This is a genomic window from Caulobacter henricii (assembly GCF_001414055.1).
Lineage (GTDB): Bacteria > Pseudomonadota > Alphaproteobacteria > Caulobacterales > Caulobacteraceae > Caulobacter > Caulobacter henricii.
The window spans coordinates 662869-683552 of sequence record NZ_CP013002.1; the positions used below are offsets into that span (position 1 = coordinate 662869).

Here is a 20684-nt window from a genome sequence, read left to right on the forward strand (position 1 = left end):
TTCCTGGCCGAGTATAGCCGCCCTATTAGCGAAGCCTTAGCCCTGGAGCCTTAGAGGCAATAAGGTCTCCAGAGGGTCTTGTTCTTGTCAGCGCGTCGAAACCTCAAGCCGGTGCGCAACAATGATCGGGTGACCCGTAGCCTGCGGGCGCTGGAGCGAACGGCTTCGACCAGTCGGGTGCTGAACCTGCTGGCCATTCAGGCAACCAGTGGCCATCGCCCGGAACACAGCCAGCATCCGCTGTTTCGCAACCGGGTGCTCAACAACGCCCTGATCATCAAGCATCGCCTGCGCAGCGACGACATCTTCCTGTTCGACGACGTGCGCCCGACGGCCACCAAGATCATCATCCCCTTCGACCGCAGCGACCTGGGCCTGGGCGGCCAGTCCTTCTTTGTGGGACAGCGTGGCTGGGACGAACTGCTGCGGGAAGCCTGCAAAGATACCACTGACATGGTGCGCGACGCAGCCACCCTGCGCATGATCGACATGCTGCCGTCCCTGGATCCCTTCCTGCTGCGCGAGCACCTGCGTCGCCACGGCATGAGGGTCGCGGACTGCTATTTCGCCCTGTCGGCGGCCGATCTGGACCAGATGCAGGGCTTTGTCGGCTTCGAGATCTCACGCCTGATCGAACTGGCCTATCGCGACACCGGACGCGCTTCGGGCGCTCACGCTGCCCGCCTGGTGGAAGCCCTGCTGTCGACGGATGTCGACGAACGCCTGGAGCCGCTACGCGAAACCTTGGTGCTGGAGGGCGAAAGCTTCAAGGAAGGCGTCTTCAGCTGGAAGGGCTTCCTCTATTACAAATGGATGCTGAACAATCTTTGGCCCCGGCTTTCGGAGATAAGCGCCGAGATCGGCCAGCTGGTCATTCCAGGGGTGCGTGACACCGACACTGCCCGCTATCTCGACGAGACTCGCAAGCGTCTCCAGGCGGGGATCATGGTCGAGCGCATGGCGGTGCAGCGCACGCTCAAGGTCTATGACGATGCTTTCGAAGACCTGATCGAGAACGGCAAGCCCCAGGCCTTCCGGGCTTTCCTGCTGCGCGCGCCGGAGATGTTCCTCTCGCTGGGAGAAAAGGTCGGGGTGATCTCACACATCTCAAGCTACTGGCGCTATCGCTTCCCGGACGGGCGCCCGCCAACGGCTCAGGTCGAAGAAGCTATTGATATATTTCAAGATTTCGAGAGCGGCCTCAGCGTGAACCTGCCCGGCTGAGGGCCTTTTTTGCAATCGTTATCAAGTGGATCTTTACCAATGGTCGCTAGGCTCAGCGCCCAGTAACCCAGCCAGGAGTCAGTTTTCCGGTGTTCGACGGCAATCCCCGCATCCTGCAGAGAGTTGCCGCGAAGATTCAGCGGGTGCTGGTCGTCGACCCCAATGCGTCCACGGCGCGGTTGCTGGCCGACCAGCTGAGGCCACTGGGCAATGTGCAGATCTATCCGGCCCCGAACCTCGACAAGGGCTATGCCCTGGCCCGTACGGTCGATCCGCAGTTGATCTTTGTCGAGCATGCCAGCGCCGGCATGGACGGCCTGCTTCTGACCCGCACGATCCGCCGCAGCGAACTGGTCTGCCGCCAGGCACCGATCATCATGTGCACGAACGAGGCGACCGCAGAGACCATTTTCGGGGCTCGCGACGCCGGTGTGCATGAGTTCATGCGCAAGCCCTTCACCATGGGCGACCTGGAGCGCCGGCTGGAAGCGGTGACCCTGAAGCCGCGCGACTGGATCGAGGCCGTGCAATATGTCGGGCCGGATCGCCGCCGCTTCAATTCGGCCGAATACAAGGGCCCGCGCAAGCGTAAGGTCGACGCCGCCGGATCGGTAGCGGCGCGGCTCTCACAGGCCCTGCGCATTGTCCGTTCGGCCGCCCAGGCCCTGGACACCGATCCCGCCCAGGCCCGCCGCGCCCTGGCCGTCCAGGCCTTGGAGCTGCGCAAGGTCGGCGAGGCGGTCAAGGAACCGCGTCTGGTCGCCGCCGCCGAGGCCCTCGAAGAGTGCATGGTCAGCAATGCGCCCGGGGCTCAGGCCCGCACCGACCTGCTCAAGCGCATTGACGCCCTGATGAGCTTCATGGCCCCCGAGGCCGATACCGGCCGCGGCGCAGCCTAGCCGGGCTGGCCCCGCCTGATCTGCCCGATGCTGGGCAGGGTGAAGGGTTTCGCGGACTGAAGGTGTGTCGCGTGAACGACAAGCTGCAGCATTCCCGCCCCTGTCATAATTCGACAACCTAAGTCCTGAAAATATTTCACAGAGCGTCACTAACCGTCCCCCCAGCTAAACGAGGGGACTTCAATGAATTTCCGGGTTGTACTGATGGGTGCCGTTTCGGCGCTTGGACTGGCGTCGATGGCAAACGCCCAGGTCGCCAGCACTGAAACCGCCGAGGTCAGCGAACTGGTGATCACCGCCCGTCGTCCCCTCGCCGAGAGCGAGGCGACCGCCCTGCAAGTGCAGCGCGCCTCGGACTCTCTGGTCAGTGTCCTGTCGGCCGATGCCGTCGGCGACCTGCCCGACCAGAACATCGCCTTTGCCATCGGCCGTCTGCCGGGCGTCGCCGTCCAGCGCGACCAGGGCCAGGCCCGCTATGTCAACCTGCGCGGCGCGCCGGTCTACTGGACCACCCTGTCGTTCGACGGCCTGAGCGTGGTCAGCCCTCAGGGCCGCGACTCGCGCTTCGACAACATTCCTTCGGCCATCGCCAGCCAGATCTCGGTGCAGAAGGCGATCGTGCCGTCGATGCCGGGCGACACCGTTGCCGGCAATGTCGACATCCGCACGCGCCGCGCCTTTGACCACAAGGGCCAGAAGATCAGCGGCAAGATCGGCGTCGGCAAGGTCGAACTGGGTGGTGGCACCGAGCTGGATACTAGCCTCGTCTATTCGAACATCTTCATGGACGGCAAGCTGGGCCTCGTGGCCCAGGGCTCGTTCTACAGCCGCGACATGGTCACCAATAACTGGGAAACCGACCCCTATCTCGGCAACACGGTCGACCCGAGCAAGCGCTTTGCCCGCGAGCACGAGAACAAGCACTATCGTCTGAACCGTTCGAACTTCTCGGGCTCAACCCGGGTCGATTACCAGTTCGACGACAACAACACGGTCTTCGCCAGCACGATCAATACCTTCTTCCGTGATGACGAGCTGCGCGACAACTTCATCTTCCGGCTTGACCAGGGCACGGATGCGGCCGGCAACGCCTACAACAGCGCCAACTTCATCAACGCCAACTCCCCGACCTTCGGGACGGTCTATGGTGCGCGGATCAACGGTCGCGTCGACTATCGCGACACCAAGGAATTCATGACCACCAATACGGTGGGCGGCGAGCATGCCCTGTCGGGCTGGAATCTCTCCTGGCGCGCCAACTACACCTTCACCGACGACGGTCGCGACACCCCGGTCACCGCCGCCTTCCAGAGTCCGTCGAGCTTCCTGCTGCGTCCGACCGTCGAGTATGATCTCCGCAACGGCGACGTGAACACCATCAAGCTGTTCAGCACCGGCGGCACGACCACGGCCCGCACCAAGGGCGCCCAGGTCACCAATATCGAGGCCTTCCAGTTCCCGGCGACCTCGATCGGCAACGTCGAAGGCGGCGACATCACCAGCGCCTGGACCGGCAAGTTCGACCTCGATCACGAGGGGCAGCTGTTTGGCCTGCCGACGAAGTTCGAGTTCGGCGGCCTCTATACCGACCGCACCAAGAAGTCGCGCGAAACGGCCTTCAGCCGGTCCTTCACGGCCGCCAATGCCGTGCCGTGGGCCTTCTTCGCCATCGACGACGCCTATATGGGCACCCAGAACCTGAACTACAGCTTCCGCTACACCAATGCGGGCGCGACCACGGCCTATATGGACAACCTGGTGGCCACCGGCGTCGCCACCCGCAGCGACACCCGCGGCAACTTCTGGAAGGTGTCGGAAAAGATCACCGCCGCCTACGGCATGGCCACCACGACCTTCGACTGGGGTAACCTGGTCTATGGTGCCCGCGTCGAGATGATCGAGAACACCGGCCAGGCCTATGTGAACTTCCCGGCCGTCGGTGCGACCCCGGCCGAGACCCGTCTGGTCAATACTTCCAGCGACGAGACCCTAGTCTATCCCAGCCTGCACCTGAACTGGAACGTCACCGACGAGGTCAAGCTGCGGGTCGGCCTGACCACCTCGGCTTCGCGCGCCGACTTTGACGACCTGCGTCCCAACTTCTCGATCAATGACGCCAACCAGTCGATCTCGGGCGGCAACCCGAACGCCAAGCCGGAGAAGCAGATCGGTCTGGACACCTATGTCGAGTGGTACATGACTCCCGAGGGCTTCTTCTCGGCCGGCCTGTTCTACAAGGACATCTCGGACGTCCTGGTCCAGAAGGCGGACACCTTTGGCCTCGATACCCTCGACGTGCCGGGCCTCGACCGTTCGAACTACCTGTTCACCAAGGTCGACAACGGCGGCGACGGTCACCTGCAGGGTGTGGAAGTGTTCTTCTCGGGCACCGCCAAGAAGCTGGTCAGCGACCTGAACCTGCCGGAATGGATGGAAGGCTTCGGTACCCGCCTGTCGGGCACCTGGACCTCGTCGGAGGTCACCCTGCCGACCGTCGGCGGCGTGCCGGCGCGCAAGATCAGCGTCCTGGGTACTTCGGACGCCGTCTACAACCTGCAGGCCATCTACGAAAAGTACGGCCTGACCGTTCGTCTCGCCTACCAGTACCGCACCCCCTGGGGCGAGTCGGTGGGCAGCTACCGAGTCACCAATGGTGTCGTCAATCCGGCCGACAACGGCGACATCTTCTGGGATGCCGACGAGGAACTCGACCTGTCGGTCCGCTACCAGGTCAACCAGAACTTCGAAGTCTATCTCGACGGCGTCAATCTGACTGACCAGGGTGCCCGTCGCTATGGCGATCAGAAGCGCTATCCGATCGAGTACGAGACCTTTGGTCGCCGCTATGTCGCGGGTGTCCGCTTCAACTTCTAAAGCTGGAGAGCTTGGGGTCGCTTCGGCGATCCGTGCGACGGGAGCCGGCTGAGCGATCAGCCGGCTCTTGGCGTTTTAGCGATCCGTGTCCGGACTATCTCTGGCCGGCAGGGCGTTGCAGCCAGAGCCGCAAGGCGTCATTGACCGCTTTGGGGGCTTCCATCGGGGTCATGTGGCCGGCGTGGTGGATGACCACCGGCGGCGCGCCCCCGATCGCCTCGGCCATGGCGCGGTGCCCGGCGACCGGGGTGATCTGGTCGGTCTCGCCACAGAGGATCAGCAGCGGAACCTTCAGGGCCTTCAGGGCCGCCTCGCCGTCCTGGCGTTCCAGGCTGTTCTGGCGGATGAAGACCTCGCGGCCGAGGCGCTGGGTCATGGCCACGATGCGGCCGGTCAGGTCCTGGTCGTTCAGGCGCGAGGCGTCGATATAGCTTTTCAGGATCGCTTGGCTGATGCCCAGAAAGTCGCCGGGCCTCCGGGCGGCTTCAGTCAGGGCCTGTCGCCGGGAGGCGCGCTCGGGGGTGTCGACGCGGATCGAGGTGTCCAGCAGGGCCAGGCGCTCAAGACGCCCGGGCGCGATCCGGGCGATCTCCTGGGCGACATAGCCGCCCATCGAAAAGCCCGCGAGGGCGAAGGTCGGTTCGGCCTGGTCCAGAACGCCCTGCGCCAGGTCTTTGATGGATTCGCCGCGCGTCAGATCGGGGACCCAGGGGCGGGCGACATCGGCCAGTCCGCTGATCTGGTCGCGCCACAGCCCGGCATCGTTCAGCAGGCCGGGCAGGAGGATCAACTGGGGGAGGGGGGGCATCGGGCGCTTATAGCGCGCCCTTCTCCCCCTGCGGGAGAAGGTGCCGGCGCAGCCGACGGATGAGGGGTCGCCTGGCCTGACCGGATAGAGGAGCGCGACCCCTCACCCGAACCTTCGGGCCACCCTCTCCCGCAGGGGGAGAGGGAAACGAAAAAGGGGCGCTTGAAGCGCCCCTTCCGTCGAACCCGGTTAAGCCTAGGCCTCGACCATGTTCTTGGCGATGGCCGCTTCGCGCATCGTCTTCTGCAGCTTTTCGAAGGCGCGGACCTCGATCTGGCGAACCCGCTCGCGGCTGACGCCATAATGGGCGGCCAGGTCTTCCAGGGTGGTCGGGTCGTCCTTCAGGCGACGCTCGGTCAGGATGTGACGCTCGCGGTCGGTCAGTTCGACCATGGCCTCCTGAAGCAGCCCCATGCGCAGGGACTTTTCTTCATTCTCGGCGACCACGGTCTCCTGGCTGACCTGCTCGTCATCGGCCAGCCAGTCCTGCCACTCGCTTTCGCTGTCCGAGCGCAGGGGCGCGTTCAGCGAGGCGTCGGGGCCCGACAGGCGGCGGTTCATCGAGATGACCTCGCTGTCCAGCACGCCCAGCTTGGTGGCGATGGCGCTGACCTGATCGGCGCGCAGGTCGCCGTCCTGGAAGGCCTCGATCTGGCTCTTGGCCTTGCGCAGGTTGAAGAACAGCTTCTTCTGCGCCGCGGTTGTGCCCATCTTCACCAGCGACCACGAGCGCAGGATGTATTCCTGGATCGAGGCGCGGATCCACCACATGGCATAGGTGGCCAGGCGGAAGCCCTTGTCGGGCTCGAACTTCTTGACGGCCTGCATCAGACCGACATTGCCCTCGGAGATCACCTCGCCGATCGGCAGGCCGTAGCCGCGATAGCCCATGGCGATCTTGGTCACCAGGCGCAGGTGCGAGGTGACCATCTTGTGGGCGGCTTCAGAGTCCTGATGCTCCTTCCAGCGCTGGGCGAGCATGAACTCCTCGTCCTTCGGCAGCATCGGGAACTTGCGGATCTCGGTGAGGTATCGCGACAGGCCGCCGTCAGGCGACATCACCGACAAAGAGCTAGCGGCCATAAAAACACATCCCCTTGGGCCGGCGGATCGCCCGCCTCGTCCCATCACAACAGGTCAGATAGGAAGCGGTTGCGGTCAAGTTAAGGCCTATGACGCATTTGTAATCTCCCAGCCACCCACTCAGGTATTGTCCGGACCGGTCGAGGCCTTGAACGGGCACCACTTCGCGGCGATCCTGCCGCCGTTATCTCACACAGGACTGGGTCCAGTATGCTCCGTTTCGTCTTTCGCGTCCTGTTCGCCGCGCTCGGCCTGTGGCTGGCCGATCGCCTGCTCGGCGGCATCTCGGCCGACGGCTGGCCGACCCTGATCCTGGCGAGCCTGCTGCTGGGCGTCGTCAATGCGGTGGTCAAGCCGGTGGTGGTGCTGCTGACCTTTCCGATCACCATCGTCAGCCTGGGCCTGTTCCTGCTGGTGGTGAACGCGGCCATGCTGGGCCTGGTGGCCTGGCTGCTGGATGGCCTGATCGTGAACGGCCTGGTGTCCGGTGTCCTCGGCTCGATCATTGTGGGTGTGGTCAGCTGGGCGGGGCAGGTGATGATCGGCGACGGCAAGGCGCGCGAGGACGCCTGATCCGCCTGCCGCAAAGGCAGCCTGCCCAGGACCGTGATCCTGCTCTAGTCTCTGCTCCATGACGCCCCGGCCACGGGACCGAGGCGCGGGAGGAGAGCAGCGATGAGCATCGCCGGCGTAAATCACCTGGCCCTGGTCTGCCGCGACATGGCCGAAACCACCCGGTTCTATACCGAGGTCCTGGGCATGCCGCTGATCAAGACCGTCCAGTTGCCGGACGGCGGCCAGCACTTCTTCTTCGACTGCGGCGGGGGCTCCAGCCTGGCCTTTTTCTGGTGGGCCGATGGGCCGCCGGCCGCGCCGGGGATCGCCTCGGTGAAGGCCTTCCCGCTGGAGGCCCGCACGGCGGTCGGGTCTATGAACCACATCGCCTTTTCGGTTCCGGAGGACGAGCTGGAAACCTGGCGGCAGCGCCTGGTCGAGGCCGGGGTCGAGACCTTTCCGATGGTGGTCAATCACGACGACAGCGAGATGGGCGTAGCCCGCAAGAACCATGAGGGCGTCTTCGTGCGTTCGGTCTATTTCACCGACCCCAATGGGATCATGATGGAGCTGGCCGCTTTCACCCGACCCTTTACCCCCGCCGATGTCCGCCACGCGCCGGGCTCGGCGCGCACGCCGGCGGAGGTCTGAGCCATGCCGCGCCTGCGCCAGATTCCCAGGGCCGAGGTCTCTGATCCGAAGGTGCTGGCCCTCTATGACCAGCTGTTCGGCGACCGCGATCCGGTCAGCCAGCCCGGCACCGCCACCGGCACGCGGGGTGACTGGTGGACCGTGTTCGCCAACAGTCCGGACGTACTGCTGCATGCGGCCCGCGGTTTTGGGCTCTATCGCGACCCGGCCCGCAAGCTGGACCCGGTGCTGCGGGAACTAGCCCAGACCCGGGCCGGCTGGGCGCGGGGCAGCCAGTTCGTCTATTCCCAGCACTGCAAGTCCCTGCGGGGCCTCGGCGTCTCCGAGGCCAGGATCGCCGCCGTGGCAGCCTGGCCGGTGTCGGACCTCTTCGATCGTCGCGAGCGCGCGGTCCTGGCCTATGCCGACGCCCTGGTCCTCGACGGCGGGCGGGTGGCTGACGGCGTGTTCGAGGCCCTAAAGGCCGAACTCGACGACGAGCAGATCCTGGAACTGACCTACATCACCTGTCTCTACGAGATGCATGCGGTGATGAGCCGGGCCCTGCGGCTGGAGTTCGATGACCGGCCCGAACCGGTCGTCGAGGTCGCGGCCCCGGAGGGGTTTGCGGCCCGCGATTTCATGGATACGGGGCGATCGGCCGATGCCGCCGCGCTGCCGGCCAAGGACCCGGAAAGCGCAGGGTAGAGGCCGATCCCGGCCACCTAAGTCCCTCTAAAGCTTGCGGTAATCACTGTGACGGCCGCGTGAAGTTTTCGCGAAATCACGCCCCTGAAGCGGCACCATTAGCCCGCTGTTAGGTCTGAAATGGTCCCTGCTTGGGCAGTGGAGGCGTATCCGATGTTCACCCTGCGAGACACCGTTTCTTCCCTGCAGCCGGCGCGCGCCGACGATCTGGGCAAGACTCTCTATGAGCGGTTCCGCGAGGAGCCCGACAGCCTGATCATCCCTGTGCTCGATGCCGAGGACCGCCCCATCGGCCTTGTCGAGCGCAATGCCTTCTTCCTGCGCATGGCCGCCGAATATGGCCGGGCCCTCTACGCCAATCGTCCGATCTCCGTCCTGATGGATGTCGAGCCCCTGGTGGTCGAGGCCGACATGGCCCTGGCCGAGTTCACAAACGATAGCCTCTCCTATCGGGCCTCGGATCTGCTGCGTGGCTTCATCGTCACCGACGGCGGACGCTATCTGGGCGTCGGCACGGTCCTGGCCCTGTTGCAGGCCGCCAGCGAAAGCAATCGCCGCGCCCTGGCCCAGCTGGCCTCGGCCAATGAAACCGCCGAACGGGCCGAAAACTTCATGACCGCCGTGGTCGAGGCCATGCCCTCGATGGTCTTCGTCAAGCGAGCTGACGATCACCGCTATGTCCTGCTCAACCGGGCCGGCGAAAAGACCCTGGGCATGTCGCGCGAGGAGATGATCGGTCGGACCGACGCCGACTTCTATTCCCCGGAACAGGCCGAGATCTACGCCCAGCGCGACCGGGACCTGGTGGCTTCCGGCGAGGTCCGGGTGATCGAGGAAGACCTGGTGCCGCGCAAGGATGGGACCATGGCCATCCTGCGGACCAAGAAGATCGCCATCTTCGATTCCGAGGGCAAGGCCGAGTACCTAGTGGGCGTTTCCGAAGACATCGCCGACCGCAAGCGGGCTGAGGCCCAGATCGCTCGTCTGGCCCACTATGATCCCCTGACCGAACTGCCCAACCGGGTGCTGTTCCAGAAGGACCTGGGCGAGGCCTTGTCGCGCCGGGCGCGATCGGGTGACAAGCTGGCCGTGCACTTCATCGACCTGGACCGCTTCAAGTCGGTCAATGACACCCTGGGTCACCCGCTGGGCGATGCCCTGCTGCGCATCGCCGCCGAACGCCTGCGCGGCTGCGTGCGGGATGGCGACACCGTGGCCCGCCTGGGTGGCGATGAGTTTGCCGTGGTCCAGACCGGCCTTGCCGACCTGACCGGGGCCACAAGACTTGCCGAGCGGGTGGTCGAAGCCATGGCCGCCCCGTTCGACCTCCAGGGCCATCAGGTCATGATCGGGGCCAGTGTCGGGGTCTCCGTCGCGCCATCGGACGGTGACGATGCCGACGAGCTGCTCAAGAAGGCCGACATGGCGCTCTATCGCGCCAAGGCCGATGGGCGCGGGGCCTTCCACTTCTTTGAACGGGCCATGGACGAAGAACTGCAGGCCCGGCGGGCCCTGGAGCTCGACCTGCGCCGGGCCCTGACCGCCGGCGAGTTCCAGCTCTACTACCAGCCGCTCTATCATCTGGGCGACGACCGGGTCACCGGCTGCGAGGCGCTGCTGCGCTGGAACCATCCCGATCGCGGCATGGTTTCGCCGGCCGACTTCATTCCGATTGCCGAGGAGATCGGCCTGATCGTCCAGTTGGGTGAGTGGGTCCTGCGCCAGGCCTGTGCGGAAGCCGCGACCTGGCCCGACCATGTGCGTCTGGCGGTCAATCTGTCGCCGGCCCAGTTCCGCGACCGGGCCCTGGTCAGCACCGTGGTCTCGGCCCTGGCGGTCTCAGGCCTGCCGGCCCAGAGGCTGGAGCTGGAAATCACCGAGTCGGTCCTGCTGCAGGACAATGTCGCCAACATGTCGATGCTGCATGATCTGAAGGCCCTGGGCGTGCGCATCTCAATGGATGACTTCGGCACCGGCTATTCGTCCCTGAGCTATCTGCGCAGCTTCCCGTTCGACAAGATCAAGATCGACCAGACCTTTGTCCGCGACATCCTCGAGGACAGCGACGCCATGGCCATCATCAAGGCCGTTCTGGACCTCGGCTCGAGCCTGGGTATCGTCACCACGGCCGAGGGCGTCGAGACCGTCGAGCAGCTCAATGCCCTGCGCGACCAGGGCTGCGCCGAGATCCAGGGCTATTTCATCAGCCGGCCCGCCCCGGCCAGCGAGATCGCGCGCCTGCTCGGCGTCGAGGCGCGGGATCTGCGCGTGCCCGAAGGCCGCCAGGCCGTGCTGACCTTCGCTCCAAAGGAGGCACCGGCAAAGACGTCGCGCGCCAAGCGCGGCGTGCGAAGCGCGAAAGCCTAGACGTCTCCGGTTCAGGTTTCGGCGGGAGGCGGCGACGACTTTCGCGGCCGGCCGCCCAGCTTTCCGTTCTCGCGTGCAGACGTCGTCTTGCGGGGACTGCGCGCCTGGCCGCCTTTCTGGCCTAGTTGCGCGGCGATCCAGGCCCTGGATCCGAACACGCCTTCGAAAAGGGCCGGTACATAGAGATCGGCGTCCAGCTTGGGAAAATAGAGCCCGGTCCCGCCACCCACGACCTGCACTTCGGCCAACTGGTCTGGCGTGGCGTTTTCCAGGGTCTGGGTCAGGGCGGGGGGAAAGCTGAAATAGGCACCGTTATCCAACTCGATTTCGACCAGAGCCCGGGTCCTGACATAGCGCGCCGCGACGGCGTGAACGCGATCCCGGTCAAGGCGAACGCCCAGAACCGTCGCCGTTCGGACCTCCTCGTCAGTAATCGCCATGAACGCGTCTCCATTCTGCGCAGAGCTTTTCGAGGTTGGCCTCGATCAACGCCACGATCGGCACCAGGTCCTTGCCCTTGAAGCCATGGTTTTCCCGTATCTCCACCGGACCGTGTGACAGCGGATCGCCGTTGCAGTTCAACAGGAAAACCGCTGCGTGTTCGGGGCCAACGACATGCACATGGCTGGGTCGGTGGTCTTCCGAATAGATGACGATGCGGTTTGCGCCATGACGCACTAGCGTTGCCATTGCAGTCTATCAAAAACCCAAGCGCTTAGGAATGGCGTGAATGCGCCGCACCAAATGAAGCCCTGGCCGCCTTGATTATGCAATCAAAAGACGTGTTTTTGATATATTCGCGTTAAAATTTCAGGCGATCCGCTTCAAGGCTGCGCCCAGGTCCTCGACCATTTCCGGCGTCGTGGCCCAGGAGCACATGAAGCGGGCCGTGCCGTCCAGGAAGCGGTAGACGAACCAGCCCTCGCCGCGCAGACGCTCCAGGGTCGGCTCGTCCATGTCGACGAAGACGCCATTGGCCTCGACCGGGTGGCGGATCGGGAAGGGCATCAGGGCCGCCAGCTTGCGGGCCATGGCATTGGCGTGAGCCGCCCGCGCCGCCCAGGGGCCGCCGTCATTGGCCTCGCCCAGCAGGCCCAGCCACGGGGCGGCCAGGAAGCGGCCCTTGCTGACCAGCTGGCCGGCATGTTTCAGCCGCGCATCCAGCCGGCGGGCGTGGTCGGGATTGAGGAAGACCACGGCCTCGGTCGGGGTCGAACCGGCCTTGGTGCCGCCCATGACCAGGATGTCGACGCCCATCTTCGCGACGGTCTTCAGATCAAAGCCCGCCGCCACGGCATTGGCCAGACGCGCGCCATCCAGGTGGACGCCATAGCCCTTGGCCTTCACCGGCGCGATCAGGGCGGCCAGGTGCGCCGCGTCATAGACCGTGCCGTATTCGGTGGCGGTGGTCAGGGACAGGGCCGCGGCCGGCTGGTTGTAGGACACCTCAGGCCGCGCCAGGGCCGCTTCCAGTCCGGCCAGTTCGATCTTGCCCGAGGCCCCCGGCAGGCCGATCAGCCCGACGCCCTGGCCAAAGAAGCCGGGCGCGCCGGTCTCGTCGGTGCAGATATGGGCATGCTCGTGGGCCAGGACCGCCTCGTGCGGCCGAGCGAGGACCGTCAGGGCAAAGGCATTGGCCGCCGTGCCCGAGGCGGTGAAACGGACCTCGGCATCGGCGTCCAGCAGGGCGCGGATCCGGTCGGCCGCGGCGGCGCTGACATGGTCGGTGCCATAGCCCGAGGCCGTCCCGGCATTGGCGGCGAGCATCGCCTCCATGACCTCGGGCATGGCCCCGGCGACATTGTCGGACGCGAAATCGTAGCGGGCAGAAGACATCAGAACGGCGGACTCTCTGGAAAACCGGGCGTGGCAGGGTCGATCACATGCCATGCCGGGGCCGAGCGGGTCCAGATCCGGACGCCCGGCTTGAGGTCGGCGGACTCGTCCAGCCCGCCCAGCTTCACGGCCAGGAAGGGCGCGCCGATATCCGACAGCAGGGGCGTGCCGCAGTCCGGGCAGAACACCCGCCCGACATTGGCCCCGCTGCCGCCGGGGCGGTCATACTGGCGGGGCGTGCCCTCGACAAAGCGAACGCTGTCGCGCGGGGCCATGGCGATGAAGTTGGGCCCGCCGCCCGAGGCATACTGGCAGTCCCGGCAGTGGCAGACGGCCACGCCCATGAACTCGGCGTCGATCTCGTAGCGAATGGCGCCGCAGAGGCAGCCGCCGGTCTTGAGGGTCATCACAGTGCTCCGTCTTGAGGATCAGGCCTGGCGGCCCCAGGCCCTCACGTCGTCCACAAACAGCTCGGGCTCTTCCATCGCCGCAAAGTGGCCGCCGCGCGGCATGTCGGTCCAGCGGGTGATGTTGTAGGCGCGGTCGCACCAGCTGCGGGGCGGGGCGGAATAGAGCAGCTCCCCGGGGAAGTTGGCGAAGGCAGTGGGGGTCTCGCAGCGGGTCCCGGCCGGCAGGACAATGCCGCCTTCCTCCATCAGGCCACGATAGTACCAGGCCCCGGTCGTGAAGCTGCCGGTCATCACATAGAGCATGATGTTGGTCAGCAGCTGGTCGTCGCTGAACACCTGCTCGAAGGGCTTGCCGGACAGGTCGGCCCAGTCGTGGAAGCGCTCGAGGATCCAGGCCGCCTGGCCGACCGGATTGCCCGCGCCCAGCCAGGCCAGGGACTGGGGCTTGGAGGCCTGGAGCCGGAAATAGGCCCCCATGACGTCCATGGCAAAGCCGGTGCGCTGGATCCAGGCGATCTCGGCCTCACCCTGCGGCGGGCCGGCGGGCCGGAAGCCGATCATGTTCAGGTGGATGGCCTTGACGTGTGCGGTGTGGTCGAGGCCGAGCCAGGAGGTGACCAGCCCCCCCCAGTCGCCGCCCTGGGCGAGGTAGCGGTCATAGCCCAGCACCTCCGTCATCAGTGTGTTGAACAGGCGGGCGGTGGCGCGCTGGCCGATCGGGCGGGCGGGCTTCCCCGAAAAGCCGAAGCCGGGCAGGGACGGGATCACCAGATCAAACGCGTCGGCCGGGTCGCCGCCATGGCGTGACGGGAAGGCCAAGGGCTCGATGGCGTCCCAGAACTCGAAATGGCTGCCCGGCCAGCCATGGGTCAGCAGCAGCGGCCGCTTGCCGCCGGCCTCGCCCACCACGTGGACGAAGTGGATGTCGAGGTCCTCGACCCTGGCCGTGAACTGCGGATGGCGGTTGAGGGTCTCCTGCGCCTTGGCCACATCGAAGCCGTCGGCCCAGTAGGCGGTCAAGCGCTTGAGGGTGGCGGCGTCACAGCCATGGTTCCATCCGCCGCCCTCCGGCGCATCCGGGAACGCATAGGCCCGGACCTGGGCCATGACCCTGTCGACGGCTTCCTGGCTCCACTCGACCCTGAACGGCGTGGCCATGGCGTCCTCCCTGTTTTGCGGAGAGGGTCAGGCGGGTGACGTGGGGGAGGTCAAGACTAACTCCGCTCTCCCCGGCGAAAGCCGGGGCCCAGATCAAACCCTGAGAAGTGGGCGTCTTCACACCGTCCGCAGGCGCATCATCCCGAGACGCTCTGGCTGAATCTGGGCCCCGGCTTTCGCCGGGGAGAGCGGAAGTTTTGCTAGGCCTTCACCACCCCGATCCGCTCCCGCACCTTCGGCCACAGCACGTTCACCGCCAGCCCGGTCAGGACCAGCCCGGCGGCGATCAGCTTCCAGGCGGGCAGGCCCTCGTGCAGCAGCAGGGCTGAGGCGCCCATGCCGAACACCGGGACCAGCAGGGCCATAGGCGTCACCGTGGCGGCCGGGTGGCGGGCCAGCAGCCAGCCCCAGGCGGCATAGCCGAACATGGTATTGCCCACCGCCTGCCAGAGAACGGCCACCCAGGTCAGGGCATCGGCCGAGCGCACGCCGTGGACCATGGCGCTCCAGCCTTCCAGCCACAGCGACATCGCAAACAGCGGCGGGATCGAGAACAGGCTGGCCCAGACCACATAGCCCAGCATGTTCACGCTGCCGGCCTGACGGGCGACGATATTGCCGCCCGACCAGCTGGCGGCGGCCAGCAGCACCAGCCCGACGCCCAGGGGCGTGGCCGAGCCGCCGCCATGGGCGGCGATCAGCACGATGCCCGAAGCGGCCAGCAGCAGGGCGACGACCTGAAAGGGCTGCACCCGCTCGCCGTTGATCTTCATGGCCATGCCGATGGTGAAGAACACCTGGGTCTGCACCACCAGCGAGGCCAGGCCCGGCGAGATGTGGCCCTTCATGGCCAGGAACAGCATGCCGAACTGTCCGGCCCCGATCAGCACGCCATAGGCGGCCAGGTTGCGCCACGGCACATCGGGCCGCCTGACGAAAAACGCCATGGGCAGTAGTACCAGGGTGAACCTCAGGGTGGCGAACAGCAGGGGTGGCAGATGGTCGAGCCCGATGCGGATGACCACGAAATTGGTGCCCCACACCGCCACCACGGCCAGGGCCAGCAGCAGATGGCGCAGGGGCAGGGGCGCAGCGGTCATCGGCGGGTCCTTTTCGGGCGGGCCATCCGCCTTTGATACCTGACGTGCGGCGCTGCAATGGAAACATTGTCCCGGTGACAATCCGGAGGCGATGCGGGCGGGATCAGGGCTCCGGCAGCCCGAGGCCGCGCAGCAGGGTGGCAAACATCTGGCGCCGCAGGGTCTGGGGGTCGATGGTCGGGGCCAGCTTGCCGGTGATCTGCAGCATCAGCATGCCGTGCAGCACCGACCAGAACATGTGGCCGATCATCTCGGCGTCGCCCTCCAGCAGGCCCGCCCGGATCATGCCCTCGACATGAACGGTCATGGTCCGCCGGGCCCGGGCGACGGCCGCCTGCAGCTCCGGATAGTCGGCCTCGGTCGGCTGGTTGAGGTCGAACATCAGGCGGTAGGCCTGGGGCTGGGCGAGGGCAAATTCGATATAGGCCATGCCGGCCTGGCGTGACCGGACGATCGGGTCGCCCGCCTGACCCATCCCGGCCTCGAGGGCCTCGGCGAAGCGGGTAAAGGCGGCCGCCCGAACGGCGGCAAGGATGGCGTCCTTGTCCTGGAAATAGCGATAGGGCGTCATCGGACTGACCCCCATGGCCGTTGCCAGCTCGCGCATGGTCACGGCCTCGGGGCCGCGCTCGGCGAACAGGCCTTCGGCGGCCACGCACAGGCGACGGCGGAAATCTTCGACGTCTTCGGAAGACAGGACGCGGGGCACTGACGAATCCCAGTTGACGAACTCATTTTCTTACAACATAAATTTACAACGTAAACAATAAGCCATCACGACCACAGCCCGGAGACCGACCATGGACGGCGAGGTTCGCGTCAACCCCTATCTGACCGGCAATTTCGCACCGGTGCACAGCGAGGATGATTTCGAGCTGGTGGTGGAGGGGGTCCTGCCCCCCGGCCTGACGGGCACCCTGTACCGCAACGGACCCAATCCGCAGTTCGAGGCGCGCGACGGCAACTATCACTGGTTCGTCGGCGACGGCATGCTGCACGCCTTCACCCTGGACGCGGGCCGTGTGCACTACCGCAATCGCTGGGTCCGCACGAACAAGTGGACGGTCGAACACGCGGCCGGCCAGGCCCTGTTCGGCAGCTGGGGCAATCCGATGACCACCGATCCGTCGGTCATGGGCACCGACAGCGGCGTGGCCAATACCAACATCGTCCAGCATGCCGGCCGCCTGCTGGCCCTGGAGGAGGCCCATGCGCCCTTCCAGCTGTCGGGACCCGAGCTCGACTCCATCGGGTCCTATGATCTGGGTGGCAAGGTCACCGCCCACCCCAAGACCTGCCCGCTCACCGGCGAGATGGTGTTCTTCGCCTATGCCGATGATCCGATGCCGCTGTCGAACAAGGTCAGCTGGGGTGTGGCTGACGCCAACGGCACCCTGCTGAAGCGCGAGACCTTTGAGGCCCCCTATTGCTCGATGATCCATGATTTCGCGGTCACCCGCGAGCATGTGGTCATTCCGGTCCTGCCCCTGACCGGAAGCCTGCAGCGGGCCATGGGCGGCAAGCCGGTCTTTGCCTGGGAGCCCGAAAAGGGCGGCCAGCTGGCGGTGCTGCGCCGCGACCGGGGCGTCGAAAGCCTGCGCTGGTTCGAGGCCCCCAAGGGCTATGTCTTCCACGTGATGAACGCCTTCGATGAGGGCGAGACCGTCATCGTCGACGTCATGCGCCATGCCGCGGCCCCGCTGTTCCCCAAGGCCGACGGCACGCGGGGCGAGAACGCGGCGGCCTATCTGGTGCGCTGGACGATCGACCTGGCCAGCGGGTCGGTGACCGAAACCCAACTCGACGATCTGGCCGGCGAGTTCCCGCGCTTTGACGAACGGCTCGCGGGCCTGCCCTATCGTCACGGCTGGTTTGTCGGCCAGAGCCTAAAGCCCGGCGACTTCCGCACCCACATCATCGCCCATATCGACCTCGAGACGGGCCGTCGCAGCGAATGGAGCGTCCCGGTCGGCGATGCGGTGTCCGAGGCGGTCTTCACCCCGGCCTCACCGACTGCGCCGGAGGGCGAGGGCTGGCTGACGGCGGTGGTCTATCGCGGCCAGCTGAACGCTAGTGAGCTGGTGGTTCTGGATGCCCAGAACGTGGCTGCCGGACCGGTAGCCAGTGCAAAGGTGCCGAGGCGCGTGCCGTTCGGCTTCCACGGCAACTGGGTGAACGCCTAGCGTCCTTCTCCCCTTGCGGGAGAAGGAAGGCGAACAAGTGTTTGACTTGATCGCGGAAGCTCCTGTTACCTCACCGCCAACAACCAAGGGAGCGCCGCCATGGCCTGGGATTTTCTGGTCGCCAAGACCGACCTGAGACAGACACAGTTCCAGCCCGCGACCCTGCCGGACCTGGGCGAGGGTGAGGTCCGGCTGGCCGTCGACAGCTTTGCCCTGACGGCCAACAACATCACCTATGCCGTGTTCGGCGAGGCGATGCGCTACTGGGATTTCTTCCCGGCGGCGGAAGGCTTCGGCCGCGTGCCGGTCTGGGGCTTTGCCACGGTCGAGGCCTCGAACCATCCGGACATCAGCCTGGGTCAGCGCTTCTACGGCTACTACCCGATGTCCAGCCACCTGACGGTCCAGCCGCGCAAGACGCGGGGCGGCTTCGCCGACGCCGCGCCCCACCGGCAGCATCTGGCGGCGGTCTATAACCAGTATTCAGCCGTCGGCGCCGAGGATGACCTGGAGGCGGCCCGGGCGATCCTGCAGCCGCTGTTCATCACCGGATTCCTGATCGACGACTTCCTCGACGAGCACGCCATGTTCGGGGCCGGCTCGATCATCCTGTCCAGCGCCTCGTCCAAGACCGCGATCGGCCTGGCCTTCCTGCTCAAGCAGCGGGGCGGGGCCAAGGTGGTCGGCCTGACCTCGTCGCGCAATGTCGCCTTCGTCGAGGCCCTGGGCTTCTACGACCAGGTGGTGACCTATGAGGATCTCGCCACCGCCCCGATGGCGACGCCGGCGGTCTTTGTCGACTTTGCCGGCGATGCGGCGGTGCTGGGCACGGTGCACCGGCGGTTCGGGGACGACGTGGCCTATTCCTGCCTGGTGGGCGGCACCCACTGGGAGGCACCGCGCGGCGCCGGTGACCTGCCGGGCCCGCGTCCGATCCTGTTCTTCGCCCCCGACCGCGTGAAGAAGCGCCAGGAAGACTGGGGCCCCGGCGGCTTCGAGACCCGCTACGGCGCGGCCTGGAGCGCCTTTGTCGGCGATGCGCCGCGCTGGCTGAAGGTCGAGACCGGCCACGGGCAGGATGCGCTGGCCGAGACCTATCTGTCGGTGCTGGAGGGCCGAGCCACGCCGGAGACGGGGTGTATCGTCAGGCCCTAGGGCTCCGTCCTTCAACCGCTCTTCCCGGCGAAAGCCGGGAGCCAGATCGCGTTCAGAACGGCTGTTGTTCTGGCTCGGTCAGAAGGCGCGCCATCCCCAGACGCCCAGGCTGAATCTGGGCCCCGGCCTTCGCCGGGGAGAGCGGAGATATTTACTTGCCCGCCATCCGGTCGATCACCGCCACGATCCGAGGCCAGGCCGCCGAGGTCGGGTCGATCAGTTCAAAGTGTCCGGCCTCGGCCATCGTGATCTCCTCGACCCGGTCGCCGGACGCCTTTGCCCTGGCTGCGAAGTCGACACCGAAGGCCGGCGGCACGATCGGGTCCAGCGCGCCGGAGATCACCGCCACGGGCGTCCTGATCGGCAGCAGGGCCGGTGGCGAGGTGTCGGCATAGCGGTCTGAAAGGGCCGAGCCGGCGGTCAGCCGGTCGATGGTCTCTGGCCCCCCGCAGGCGTCAGGCCCCGTGGCGCGATAGGCGGCGAGATCATTGATGCCGGCCAGGCTGATCGCCCCCCGGATCTTCAGCGGCTTGCCCACGCGCAGGGGACTGGCCTTGGGCAGGCGCGGGCGCGCCGCGGCCCAGGTGGTCAGGTGGCCGCCGGCCGAGTGTCCGGCCACGACGACGCGCCGGAGATCCAGATTATGGACCGGTGCCAGCTGGCGCAGCCTGTCCAGGCCGTTCGCCACATCGACGAAGGTGCCCGGATAGCCGCCGCCGGGTTCGCCCAGCCGGCGATAGGCCAGGTTCCAGACCGCATAGCCGCGCCCCTGCAGGTCCTTGGCCATATAGGCCATCAGCTCGACGCTGGGATATTTGGCCTGCCAGCAGCCGCCGTGGATCAGCACCACCACGGGATGCTTGCCGGCCCCGGCGGGCAGCCAGAGGTCGCCGAACTGCTCGGGCTCGGCGCCATAGGGGATGTGCGCGGTCGGCTGGGCGCGCGGCATGTCCAGCAGCTGGCGGAAGGTCTTGGGCGCGGCGGCGGCGGAGCTGGCCGTGATCAGGGCGAGGGCAATGGCGAAACAGGCAAGGCGCATGAGTGGGCTTTCGTCGATCGGACCGCCAGCTAGCCCCGCGCCGGCGGGGCGCGTCAACGGTTCAGGCGGCGCGCAGGCGAGAGCAAGAAGTCGTGACCTATAACCTCCGCTCTCCCCGGCGAAAGCCGGGGCCCAGATCGAACCCACGATCACGTCCGCACGGGCAAGACTTTTGGCGGATCAGCCCCAAACGCACCGGATGAATCTGGGCCCCGGCTTTCGCCGGGGAGAGCGGATATCTTATAACCTTAGATTGAATTTAACAGATAATCTCTTTAAGGTTACGCCATGATGTTCCACGTCTACATCATGGCCAGCCGCCGCAATGGTACACTCTACACGGGCTATACCGACGACCTCGGCCGTCGCGTCTCAGAGCATCAGTCGCGTGAACGCGGCTTCACCGGGCGATATGGTTGCACAATGCTGGTCTGGCATGAAGCCCATGAGACACGGGAAGGCACTTGGCGGCGTGAGCGCCAGATCAAGGAGTGGCGACGGGTCTGGAAGCTGCAACTGATCGAGGCTGATAACCCGGAGTGGCGGGATCTGGCTCTGGAGTTTCTGGGTTAGAGGACCTCCAGCAAGCCGCTCTCCCCGGCGAAAGTCGGGGCCTAGATTCATCCAGTACGTTTGGGGCTGGCGCGCCTAGGAC

Annotated in this window: 20 protein-coding genes; 10 read left to right on the forward strand and 10 right to left on the reverse strand. The window is 66.1% G+C overall.

From position 1 onward, the window contains the following. Window positions 1–84 precede the first annotated feature (84 nt). From AQ619_RS03185 to AQ619_RS03195, 3 genes are all read left to right on the forward strand, one after another. A complete protein-coding gene (locus AQ619_RS03185) occupies window positions 85–1224 on the forward strand; it encodes a hypothetical protein (RefSeq protein ID WP_084746170.1) in 1140 nt (379 codons plus the stop codon). Window positions 1225–1313: 89 nt separating this feature from the next. Continuing rightward, a complete protein-coding gene (locus AQ619_RS03190) occupies window positions 1314–2123 on the forward strand; it encodes a response regulator (RefSeq protein ID WP_062144140.1) in 810 nt (269 codons plus the stop codon). Window positions 2124–2306: 183 nt separating this feature from the next. Further along, a complete protein-coding gene (locus AQ619_RS03195; RefSeq protein ID WP_062144143.1) occupies window positions 2307–4997 on the forward strand; it encodes a TonB-dependent receptor in 2691 nt (896 codons plus the stop codon). A 94-nt stretch (window positions 4998–5091) separates the two neighbouring features. Here the strand turns inward: AQ619_RS03195 and AQ619_RS03200 are convergent, their stop codons facing one another. Next, entirely contained in the window at window positions 5092–5805 is a 714-nt protein-coding gene (locus tag AQ619_RS03200) for an alpha/beta fold hydrolase (RefSeq protein WP_062144146.1), read from the reverse strand. Between the two features lie 195 nt (window positions 5806–6000). Continuing rightward, on the reverse strand, window positions 6001–6888 hold the full coding sequence (gene rpoH / locus AQ619_RS03205; protein ID WP_062144149.1) for an RNA polymerase sigma factor RpoH: 888 nt from the start codon (window positions 6886–6888) through the stop codon (window positions 6001–6003). Window positions 6889–7098: 210 nt separating this feature from the next. Between rpoH and AQ619_RS03210 the strand changes: the two genes are divergently transcribed. The 4 genes from AQ619_RS03210 to AQ619_RS03225 all read left to right on the forward strand — a co-directional run bounded on the left by AQ619_RS03210 (window position 7099) and on the right by AQ619_RS03225 (window position 11148). Then, window positions 7099–7461, forward strand: a complete 363-nt coding sequence (locus AQ619_RS03210; RefSeq protein WP_062144152.1) for a phage holin family protein — start codon at window positions 7099–7101, stop codon at window positions 7459–7461. A 102-nt stretch (window positions 7462–7563) separates the two neighbouring features. Next, entirely contained in the window at window positions 7564–8094 is a 531-nt protein-coding gene (locus AQ619_RS03215; RefSeq protein WP_062144156.1) for a VOC family protein, read from the forward strand. 3 nt (window positions 8095–8097) lie between these two features. Next, window positions 8098–8781 carry a carboxymuconolactone decarboxylase family protein gene (locus AQ619_RS03220; RefSeq protein ID WP_062144159.1) on the forward strand — a complete coding sequence of 228 codons (684 nt, stop codon included), beginning with the start codon at window positions 8098–8100 and terminating at the stop codon, window positions 8779–8781. A 153-nt stretch (window positions 8782–8934) separates the two neighbouring features. Continuing rightward, window positions 8935–11148 (forward strand): putative bifunctional diguanylate cyclase/phosphodiesterase, encoded by a 2214-nt coding sequence (locus AQ619_RS03225; RefSeq protein WP_062144163.1) that lies wholly within the window; start codon window positions 8935–8937, stop codon window positions 11146–11148. A gap of 11 nt (window positions 11149–11159) precedes the next feature. Here the strand turns inward: AQ619_RS03225 and AQ619_RS03230 are convergent, their stop codons facing one another. The 7 genes from AQ619_RS03230 to AQ619_RS03260 all read right to left on the reverse strand — a co-directional run bounded on the left by AQ619_RS03230 (window position 11160) and on the right by AQ619_RS03260 (window position 16361). Then, window positions 11160–11588, reverse strand: coding sequence for a DUF2442 domain-containing protein (locus AQ619_RS03230; protein ID WP_062144166.1), 429 nt, complete (start codon window positions 11586–11588; stop codon window positions 11160–11162). Beyond that, window positions 11575–11838, reverse strand: coding sequence for a DUF4160 domain-containing protein (locus AQ619_RS03235; protein WP_062144168.1), 264 nt, complete (start codon window positions 11836–11838; stop codon window positions 11575–11577). Before AQ619_RS03235 ends, AQ619_RS03230 begins: the two co-directional genes overlap by 14 nt. Before the next feature lie 120 nt (window positions 11839–11958). After that, on the reverse strand, window positions 11959–12984 hold the full coding sequence (locus AQ619_RS03240) for a threonine aldolase family protein (RefSeq protein ID WP_062144171.1): 1026 nt from the start codon (window positions 12982–12984) through the stop codon (window positions 11959–11961). Next, window positions 12984–13391 (reverse strand): GFA family protein, encoded by a 408-nt coding sequence (locus AQ619_RS03245; protein ID WP_062144174.1) that lies wholly within the window; start codon window positions 13389–13391, stop codon window positions 12984–12986. The genes AQ619_RS03240 and AQ619_RS03245 overlap by 1 nt, the downstream gene beginning before the upstream one ends. Window positions 13392–13412: 21 nt before the next feature. Beyond that, window positions 13413–14552: an epoxide hydrolase family protein gene (locus AQ619_RS03250; RefSeq protein ID WP_062144177.1), complete on the reverse strand. Its 1140-nt coding sequence runs from the start codon at window positions 14550–14552 to the stop codon at window positions 13413–13415. A 200-nt stretch (window positions 14553–14752) separates the two neighbouring features. Beyond that, entirely contained in the window at window positions 14753–15652 is a 900-nt protein-coding gene (locus AQ619_RS03255) for an EamA family transporter (protein WP_062144180.1), read from the reverse strand. Window positions 15653–15755: 103 nt separating this feature from the next. Further along, window positions 15756–16361, reverse strand: coding sequence for a TetR/AcrR family transcriptional regulator (locus tag AQ619_RS03260; RefSeq protein ID WP_062144183.1), 606 nt, complete (start codon window positions 16359–16361; stop codon window positions 15756–15758). Between the two features lie 91 nt (window positions 16362–16452). Between AQ619_RS03260 and AQ619_RS03265 the strand changes: the two genes are divergently transcribed. Both AQ619_RS03265 and AQ619_RS03270 read left to right on the forward strand, forming a co-directional pair. Next, window positions 16453–17835, forward strand: coding sequence for a carotenoid oxygenase family protein (locus AQ619_RS03265; protein ID WP_062144187.1), 1383 nt, complete (start codon window positions 16453–16455; stop codon window positions 17833–17835). Window positions 17836–17934: 99 nt separating this feature from the next. Beyond that, a complete protein-coding gene (locus AQ619_RS03270; protein ID WP_062144191.1) occupies window positions 17935–18990 on the forward strand; it encodes a DUF2855 family protein in 1056 nt (351 codons plus the stop codon). Between the two features lie 151 nt (window positions 18991–19141). On the opposite strand, the gene AQ619_RS03275 is transcribed toward AQ619_RS03270, so the two are convergent. Further along, a complete protein-coding gene (locus tag AQ619_RS03275; RefSeq protein ID WP_062144197.1) occupies window positions 19142–20029 on the reverse strand; it encodes an alpha/beta hydrolase family protein in 888 nt (295 codons plus the stop codon). 288 nt (window positions 20030–20317) lie between these two features. On the opposite strand from AQ619_RS03275, the gene AQ619_RS03280 reads away from it, so the two are divergent. Further along, window positions 20318–20602, forward strand: a complete 285-nt coding sequence (locus tag AQ619_RS03280; RefSeq protein ID WP_062144200.1) for a GIY-YIG nuclease family protein — start codon at window positions 20318–20320, stop codon at window positions 20600–20602. Window positions 20603–20684: the final 82 nt, after the last annotated feature.